The 9,501-nt window shown below is 34.9% G+C and carries 4 protein-coding genes and 1 pseudogene; 4 read left to right on the top strand and 1 reads right to left on the bottom strand.

Annotation, left to right across the window (positions count from 1 at the left end):
• The 3 genes from F6K54_RS33210 to F6K54_RS33200 form a co-directional block, all read left to right on the top strand.
• Positions 1–603: 5'-3' exonuclease H3TH domain-containing protein (locus F6K54_RS33210; RefSeq protein ID WP_293087623.1), on the top strand; the 603-nt coding region annotated here is incomplete at its 5' end.
• A 315-nt stretch (positions 604–918) separates the two neighbouring features.
• The gene (locus tag F6K54_RS33205) at positions 919–4,023 is read left to right on the top strand and encodes a DNA polymerase I (protein WP_293087620.1); all 3,105 of its coding nucleotides are present in this window, start codon (positions 919–921) and stop codon (positions 4,021–4,023) included.
• Between the two features lie 1,179 nt (positions 4,024–5,202).
• Positions 5,203–5,724: a hypothetical protein gene (locus F6K54_RS33200; protein WP_293087617.1), complete on the top strand. Its 522-nt coding sequence runs from the start codon at positions 5,203–5,205 to the stop codon at positions 5,722–5,724.
• Positions 5,725–7,173: 1,449 nt separating this feature from the next.
• On the opposite strand, the pseudogene F6K54_RS33195 reads toward F6K54_RS33200, so the two are convergent.
• Positions 7,174–7,662, bottom strand: a pseudogene (locus F6K54_RS33195) (RNA-guided endonuclease InsQ/TnpB family protein); the annotation flags it as partial.
• Between the two features lie 174 nt (positions 7,663–7,836).
• On the opposite strand from F6K54_RS33195, the gene F6K54_RS33190 reads away from it, so the two are divergent.
• Positions 7,837–9,501 (top strand): histidine kinase dimerization/phospho-acceptor domain-containing protein, encoded by a 1,665-nt coding sequence (locus F6K54_RS33190; protein ID WP_293087614.1) that lies wholly within the window; start codon positions 7,837–7,839, stop codon positions 9,499–9,501.

Genomic DNA, 9,501 nt, shown 5'->3' with positions numbered 1-9,501 from the left:
GCTGATGATATATTGGGAACTTTAGCGCAAAAAGCTAGTGCTGCTGGTTTTCTGGTAAAAATTCTTTCGGGCGACCAAGATTTATTTCAATTAATAGATGTGGAAAAAGGTATTAGTGTTTTACATTTAGCAGCAGGTAAAGGTAGCACTCCTCAAGAATTTGGTCCTGAAGAAGTTAAGGAAAAATTGGCTATTTTACCGACTCAAGTTGTTGATTATAAAGCTCTTTGTGGAGATGCTTCTGATAATATTTCTGGTGTTAGGGGTATTGGGAAAAAGACAGCAGTTAAGTTGTTGAGTGAATATGGTTCTTTAGCGGAAATTTATAGTTCTCTGAACAAAATTAAAGGAGCAAATAAGAAAAAACTTGAAGAGGGAAAAGCTGAGGCAGAACATTCTCAGTTTATGGCAAGAATTGAAGTAAATGTTCCAATAGATATTGAGATAGAAGATTTGCAGCTCAAAAAAATCTCTCGCTCAGAAATTGAGCCTGTTTTGCAAAAGTTTGAATTACAACATTTCTTAAATCAAATCCATCATTTAGAACAACAGTTTAGTGGGTTGGCGGGGATTAAGTCTTTGCCGGATGAGTCAGAAAGTTAGGAAAAAGAAAAAAATTTCCATATTCATAAACGTGACAACTGTAGAAATAAATTTTTAACAATAAAAGCATTCAAACAAGGTAATTTCAGTTATCAGTTATCAGTTATCAGTTATCAGTTATCAGTACCTCTCACTGTTTGCGCAGCATCCGTAGGAAAGTAAGAGGCTTGAAATAAGGAAGATTCTCTTTTTTTATCCCCTTAAAAGGGGAGGCTTTAGACCAGAATTTCTCGGTAATTTAGATTTATCTTATTAGCTAGTATAAACTACCCGCTAAAATAGAGAGATATCTCAAAATATCAATATCAATATCAAATGTCTGCAAACTTTCCCACTGCCGTTTTAATTGACGGCCATTCTTTAGCCTTTCGTTCCTACTATGCTTATGGCAAAAGTAGTAGTGGGGGCTTAAAAACTTCTACAGGCATTCCCACAAATGTTTGTTTTGGTTTTCTCAAATCTCTATTACCAGTAATCAAGACCCAAAAACCAGAATATTTAGCGATCGCTTTTGATTTAGGAGTACCTACATTTCGTCATAAAGCTGACAAAAACTATAAAGCAAATAGAAAAGAAACACCTGAAGATTTAATTGTTGATGTCAAAAATTTACAAGACATTTTAAGAGCTTTTAATTTAACAGTTATTACTGCTCCTGGTTATGAAGCTGATGATATATTGGGAACTTTAGCACAAAAAGCTAGTGCTGCTGGTTTTCGGGTCAAAATTCTTTCGGGAGACCAAGATTTATTTCAACTAATAGATGTGGAAAAAGGTATTAGTGTTTTACATTTAGCAGCAGGTAAAGGTAGCACTCCTCAAGAATTTAATCCTGAAGAAGTTAAGGAAAAATTGGGTATTTTACCGACTCAAGTTGTTGATTATAAAGCTCTTTGTGGAGATAATTCTGATAATATTCCTGGTGTTAGGGGTATTGGGGAAAAAACGGCAGTTGAATTGTTGAAGGAGTATGGTTCCCTTGCAGAAATTTATGCTTCTTTGGATAAAATTAAAGGAGCAAAACAGAAAAGATTAACAGTAGGAAAAGATGCGGCAGAGCATTCTCAATTCTTGGCAAAAATAGAGGTCAATGTGCCGTTAAATATTGCTATAGAAGATTGTCATATCAAAAGATTTTCTCGTTCAGAAATAGAACCACTTTTGGAAAAATTAGAATTACAAGACTTCCTTAAGAAAATTCCTGATTTAGAACAGTTATTTAGTCAGTTGGAAGGAATAAAATATTTGTCAGAGGAATTAAATGAAGTAGAAAACGATATTTGGTTTTTCAGTGTAGAAGATACAAAGGCAGCTCAACAACAAACTACAACAAAATCAGAAATAAAACCTCAAATTATTGATACTCCAGAAAAGTTAAAGGAGTTAGTAAATATTTTAAAGGAACAGAAAAATTATGAGACTCCCGTGGCATGGGATACTGAAACTACATCTTTAGAACCACGAGATGCAGAGTTGGTTGGTATTGGTTGTTGTTGGGGAAAAAATATAGAAGATATTGCTTATATTCCCACCGGACATAAAGTAGGAAAAAATCTAGATAAGGGAAAAGTATTGGAGGCTTTAAAACCAATTTTAGAAAGTTCTGATTATCCAAAAGTATTTCAAAATGCCAAATTTGATAGATTGGTTTTTCGCTGTCAAGGAATTAAATTATCTGGGGTTGTTTTTGACACAATTTTGGCAAGTTATGTATTAAATCCTGGAGCAAAACATAGTCTGGAAGAAATATATATTAGATACCTCAGAAATCTAGGGATAAATTTAAAAAGTTATGATGATGTAGTCTCTAAAAATCAAACTATTGCTGACTTAGAAATTCTGAAAGTAGCTGACTATTGTGGTACTCAAGTTTTTGTAACGTTTCAGTTAGTAGAAAAATTAAGAGTTGAATTAGAAAAAGCTGATGAAAATAAACCGACAGATAAATCTTTGCACAAATTATTAGTAGATGTAGAACAACCATTAGAATCTGTTTTGGCAGAAATGGAATATCTGGGAATTAGCATCGATATTGAATATCTTAATAAATTCTCAGTTCAACTGAAAAAAGATTTAGAAGCTATTGAAAAAAGAGCTTTTGAAACTGTAGATAGTCGAATTTTACAGGAATATCTCAAAACTGAAATTCAAAATATAGAGGCTGACTCATTCACTAATCAACAAGAATTAAAAAAAGCAATATCTAGCCCCATACTAAAAGCATATATTACCAAATTATCAAAAGAACAAAGACAAAACTCAGAAGAAATTGAAAATCAAATCAATCAAGCAGAAACAAGTGATTTTTTAAACCTTAACTCACCATCTCAATTAAGCGAACTACTATTTAATATACTCAATCAAAATCAGAAAAAATCTCGGAAAATTAAAACTGGTTATTCTACAGATGTAGTTGTCTTAGAAAAATTACAAGAAGAAAGTCAACATCATCCCATCATTGATGAAATCTTAAATCACCGAACCTTATACAAACTCTTTTCTACCTATGTCGAAGCCATACCAAAATTAGTTCGTACAGATACTCAGCGAGTTCATACAAACTTTAATCAAACTCAAACAGATACAGGACGTTTATCTTCCTCCGAACCAAACTTACAAAATATTCCCATTGGTACAGAATTTTCTCGGCAAATTCGTCAGGCATTTATCCCCAAAAAAGATTGGTTATTAGTCGCCGCAGATTATTCACAAATTGAGTTAAGAATATTAGCCCACTTGAGCAAAGAACCAGTATTAATAGAAGCTTATCAAAATAATCAAGACGTACATACTGTCACGGCAAAACTATTATTTGAAAAAGCAGAAATTACATCAGATGAACGTCGTGTCGGTAAAACAATAAACTTTGGCGTAATTTATGGCATGGGGGCACAAAAATTAGCAAGATCTGTCGGAATAACTGTCAAAGAAAGTAAACAATTTTTAGACAGATATAAACAGCAATACTCTCAAGTATTTAAGTATTTAGGGAAATTAAAAAAAGAAGCGATCGCTCAAGGTTACGTAGAAACAATATTAGGTCGTCGGCGTTATTTTGAATTTGAATCTAAAACTCTCCGAGATTTAAAAGGTACGGAACCAAAAGAAATTAACCTAGATGAATTTAAACGTTTAAGTCAAAATGATGCTCAACTTTTAAGGGCAGCAGCTAATTCACCCATTCAAGGTTCAAGTGCAGATATTATTAAAATAGCCATGATAAAATTCCATGAAATATTAGCAAATTATCAGGCAAAATTATTATTACAAGTCCATGATGAATTAGTATTTGAAGTTCCATCATTAGAGTGGGAAGAATTGGAGCAGATAATTAAATCTACAATGGAAAATGCCATAGATTTAAAAGTACCTCTAATAGTAGATATTCATGCTGGAAAAAATTGGATGGAGACCAAATAGTACCAGTAGGGGAGTGGGGGAGTAAGGGAGTGGGGGAGTAGGGGAGTGGGGGAGTGGGGGAGTGAGGGAAAAATAAACAATAGTGCTTTACATAATTTTCTTGAGTAGGGGAGTGGGTAGAGACATTGCATACAACGTCCGTACAGAGAAAGAAACATAATAATAATTAATACGCTTCTAGGGTACTGTGCTAATTATCAAAAAGGCGATCCTGTTTGTGTTAATTAGGGTCTGCGTATGGAAAGTCTTTTTGTTGGGGTAGGAGACAGGAGACAGGAGACAGGAGACAGGAGAAATAGGAATGAGCGAAGAGGTAGGAGTAAGAATTGTCCCTTGATTTTTATGCCCAACTATGCGCCTAAAATACTAACTTTTTGAGCGTGAAGAGCTGAAAATCAAGGTATTTCAGACCCTAAAAGGCTAAAGTCTTTATATGTCAATGATTTTAGATTTAATCAGCAAGCCCTAATTACTTGATAGTTGAAGTGCTACCTAAGAGACTATTTGTTAAAGCAATAGACATCTCCCAAAAACCCAATCAATTATTATCTCTAAATTATCAATTATTTCTCCCTGTTTCCTATTCCCTGTTCCCTATCTAATGATTAATTTTAAGCAATAGACATCTCCCAAAAAATTAAATCAATTATTGTCTCTAAATTATCAATTATTTCTCCCTGTTTCCTATTTCCTGTTCCCTATCTAATGATTAATTTTAAGCAATAGACATCTCCCAAAAAATTAAATCAATTATTGTCTCTAAATTATCAATTATTTCTCCCTGTTTCCTATTCCCTGTTCCCTATCTAATGATTAATTTTAAGGAGTAGACATCTCCCAAAAAATCAAATTAATTATTATCCCTAAATTATTAATTATTTCTCCCTTTTCTCTGTTCCATGTTCCCTATAATCAGTTATTAAGTAATTAACTTATGTAGAATGACTTTTTTGCTACTTTCAGGTAAGTTAATGTTAATTATTCTTATGTTTAATTCTCCCCCACTCCCCCACTCCCCTACTCCCCTACTCCCCTACTCAAGAAAATATAGAAAAGTTTTTGAGAAATGGTATCCCCTGTTCCCTATTCCCTATTCCCTATTCCCTATTCCCTATTATGTAAGAGATATGTTAAACTCCTGACTGTAGTAAACTTAAGAATCTTTATTTGAGTAAATCAATGGATACCAAAAAATTAGTTTTAGGTGGAATTGGTTTGGTATTAGGCAGTGCGATTGTTGCAACTGCTGCCAGTGTTGAACTTAGTGTTGAACAAGAACAAGTAATATGTAAGCTGAAAGAGACAGTAGAACAACAAGAAAAAGCTGGTAACAAACTGGTATTTTGGCCACTAATTGGAAAAGTGAAAGAAAGAGTAGAAGTTCCTTTTACAGCCAAATTATCTTCTAATACATCCTATACAATTCTAGGAGTATGTGATGATAATTGTAATAACTTAAATTTAACCCTTAAAAATCAACAGGGCGAAAAAATAGCCAATGATGAAAAACAGGATGGAATACCAGTAATCTCTTTTACTCCTACAGAAAAGAGTGATTATCGAATTACTGCACGACCAGATAAATGTTCAACTGAACTATGTGAATTTGGCATGGTTTTATTTGTTCCTGAAAGTGTTGATTTAGATGTGGCCTCTGAACTACCAGATGATTTATATCTATTTAAATTTTGCCAACAGTAAGTAATAAATTAGTAAAAGTAATTAAGTTAAGTTAATATTCTCAAAATTTTTATGAGAAATAAATAGTTATACGAAGAATGAATATTTTTTTGTTTGACCAATACTAATACAGTGAAAAATGCAATAAAATGACTCAGTAAATATGAAGTGTATTGCAAATGCTTATATTTCCTGCTCTGGTGTTCCCTACTCCCTAAAAACTTAAATTTTACCGAAAAATTTTGGGTATGCGCCTCCCCTTTTAAGGGGATAAAAAAAAGAACATATTCCTTATTTCAAGCCTCTTTCTTTCCTAGGTCATGCTGCGCAAACAGCTAGAAGTACTGATAACTGATAACTGAAATGATCCATCCGAACGATAAAGTCTATACACTTTTCTAATTGCAACTTATTGACACTCCTCCGGCTGTTGGCGTAGCCTGCCATTAGGCATAGCACGGAGGATTCTTCGTTCTACGACCCTGGTTGCTGAGACAGGATTTCTCCAACCTCAGTAGTGCCTGGAGTTTAGACTAATTAAGGCAGGCCGGAAACTTGCCGAGGGAGAATAGTGAGATAGGCCAACAAGACTGAAACTATTTCGCATTGCAGCATTGCAAAGACTTTTCAGTCAATTATCCACTAGGGTGCTATAGGTTCATTGTGCCCTGGAAAGACTTTTTGAATAGTTTGAATAATGTTAGCTTCACCCTTGCCTCGCCAAACGCCAAAAAAGAAAAATAATCAAGAGCATTGAAAACATCTGCACCCTTTATATTTTCCAAGGGTTATGAGTTTCAAGTATTCATTGCTTCTGAGCAAATTATCTGAAGACCCCAAAATTTAGTCTAAACTCCAGTAGTGCCAGAATCTCCTGTTTGCGGAGCATGGCGAGTGGAGCGAGCCATAGCGTTTGACTCATTGAGCCAAGTTCCGATGTGCCCCATCGTACTTAGGGTTTGCTGAAAAAGTCTTATGAGTGAGGGTAGGAGACAGGAGACAACCCACCCCTCGCCCCTCCCCCTCCCAACCCACCCCTAGCCCCTCCCAGGAGGGCAGGGCTGTTTCATTCTCCATAGACACGGGGACGCGGAGACACACCAGACACGGGGATAGAGGCTTTTAAATGGCGTTGAACCAAATATTCTCTCAGAGCTTAAAGACGCGTACTTTGCTGAAAAATCGGCAAATTTTGGCAAATTTCACTGTTCCACTATTCCCATTACTCCCATTCTCCCGCGCATCCTTAATTACAATACTTTAAAACAGCCCTGCTCCCAGGAGGGGAGGGGGAGACAGGAGAAAAGGCTTGGGAGCGAGGAGATAGGAGCGGGCGTTTTGTCCCAAGATTGTTCTGCTCAACTATGCGCCTAAAATACTAACTGTTTGAGCGTGAAGAGCTGATTCCCAGGCACTTTTTTCAACCCCAAAAAGGCTAAAACCTTTATCTGTAAATACTTTTAGATTTAATCAGCAAGCCCTACTTAAGGCAGAATTGAGAATATTAATTGCGGCGTTGTGGTCTCTATCTAAAACACATCCACATTGACAAACATGAGTTCGAGTTGATAGTGATTTCTTCACCGTTGTTCCACAATTTGAGCAATTTTGGCGCTTTTTAGACTGGATTAATTGCAACCGTTACCTTGCCAAATTTATGACCAAAATACTCTAACCATTTCCTGAATTGATACCAACCTGCATCATTAATAGACTTGGCCAGACAGTGGTTTTTCACTAAATTTTTAATCCTCAAATCTGCCTTCGGCGCGCCGCTCCGCGTCTACATAAGCGACCACGTCGTTAGAGTGGACTACGCAACGCGCCAGTCACAGGCGCGTGTTCTTCACGTTGCCTACTTATTTTGAGGTGTACTCGACCTAGTTTATTGATGGCTTTAAAGCGGTTGGCACTGCCTTTATGCTTGCGAGAAACGCGACGTTGACAGAACTTCATTCGTTAGTAATATAAAGGTAAAGAATTTATACTAACCTCGAGGGATTAAAACATTAGTAGTATTGTCAAAAAAAATATATTGTGGTATCAAGGAAAAACTTCATATAATTAATCCTGGGAAGTAATTAAATAATATAGGCTAAGAAGGCCGTTATGAATATTAGATTAGAATAAAATATGCTGTATGATTATGGCCAAGGAATACCAGTGCAGATGTCTTTAACTTCTACATCAGAAAAACAGTCTACAATCCCGGATCAAACCGGATCAAAAAATCTGTCTAGTAGCATAGGAATCAGAAAGAAAATAAGTTTTGGCTATATATTAGCGATCGCCGTTGCAACTGTAGGAATAATGACAGGGCGGGTATTTGAGTTGAGTTATAAAAATCAAATTAGAGAACAAATAGAGCAGGCTCAAGCACAGGTAAATTTACTCACGAAACTCACAACAAAAGCATTAAAAGTTAATATAATTCAAAAAGAACGGCCAAAATTACTTAATGACCGAAAAGTTTTAGAAGCAAAAATATCCCAAGAATTATCAAGTATTTACGAAGTTAATACTATTTTCAAGCAACTTCAATTAATACCAGAAGTTGAGGAGAAAAGTCTACATAAAAAATACGATATTCCGCTTCAAGAATTTATCGATAATTATTTTAATCCTGTAGAATCCTATATTCAAAAATTAGAAAATTTAGTTCAAGAAATTAAGCAAACTCCTCCTGAAAAACAAGTAGAAACTTCTCCTGAAACAACAATAAAAGTAGAGAGTTTACCATCAACATCACTAAGTCAAATTACTAATAGTGAAGCAGCAATAAAACTAGAAAAATTATCACAAGATTCAGAAAAGTTAACTACATTATTTAATCAAAGAGTAGAACAAGGATTTAGAGATTATCAAAAAGCAGAAGCATTAGGAATTAAAATATTAATAGGTAGCCTACTACTATCGATAATTATTGCAGTAATAATGGCTATTTATACCAGCAGTTCCATCGTGATTCCCCTCAAAGATATCATCAAAGTTGCTCAACAAGTGACAGAAGAAGCTAACTTTGAATTACAACTTCCTGTAACTACAGAAGATGAAATAGGACAATTAACTTTATCTCTCAATGAATTAATTGGTAAGGTGGCAAAATACACTGAACAACTCCAGGAAGCTAAACTGAAAGCAGAAGCAGCAAACCGTTCTAAAAGTGCTTTTTTAGCTACCATGAGTCATGAACTTCGTACACCTTTAAATGCTATTATTGGATATAGTGAAATTCTTTATGAAGAAGCTGAAGAAGAAGGATATGAAGACTTTATGCTGGATCTAGATAGAATTAAGATTGCAGGTAAACACCTTCTAGAAATGATTAGTGATATCTTGGATATTTCTAAAATTGAGGCAGGTCAAGTAACACTTTATTTAGAAAGTATTGAGGTTGAAAAGTTAGTTCAAGATGTAGTTGGTACAGCGAAAAATCTCACAGAAAAAAACCGTAATACCTTCAAATTAGTTTTAGGAGAAAATTTAGGTACAATGTATGCCGATATGCCAAAAGTGAGACAAGTACTGATAAATTTATTGGGTAATGCAGCTAAATTTACACAAGATGGTTTGATTACTCTGAGTGTGGAAAGAGTAAATAATAAAAAGGCGAAAAAATCTCAAAATGAAAATTTACAGTCCTTTAATAGTTCAAATGGTTACATAGTTTTTCGGGTGATAGATACTGGTATTGGTATGACAGAAGAGCAGTTAAAGCATATTTTTCAACCTTTTACTCAAGCAGATGCTTCTACAACTCGTCGGTATGGTGGTACTGGTTTAGGGTTGGCAATATGA

This window comes from Okeania sp. SIO3B5 (assembly GCF_010692555.1).
Lineage (GTDB): Bacteria > Cyanobacteriota > Cyanobacteriia > Cyanobacteriales > Microcoleaceae > Okeania.
The sequence above is the reverse complement of the archived record's forward strand: the minus strand, read 5'-3'. Positions and strand labels throughout refer to the sequence as shown.

Bases quoted from the DNA above. Each gene is read 5' to 3' on its own strand.
- F6K54_RS33200 (WP_293087617.1), top strand. From the start codon at position 5,203: ATGGATACCAAAAAATTAGTTTTAGGTGGAATTGGTTTGGTATTAGGC.
- F6K54_RS33205 (WP_293087620.1), top strand. From the start codon at position 919: ATGTCTGCAAACTTTCCCACTGCCGTTTTAATTGACGGCCATTCTTTA.
- F6K54_RS33190 (WP_293087614.1), top strand. From the start codon at position 7,837: ATGCTGTATGATTATGGCCAAGGAATACCAGTGCAGATGTCTTTAACT.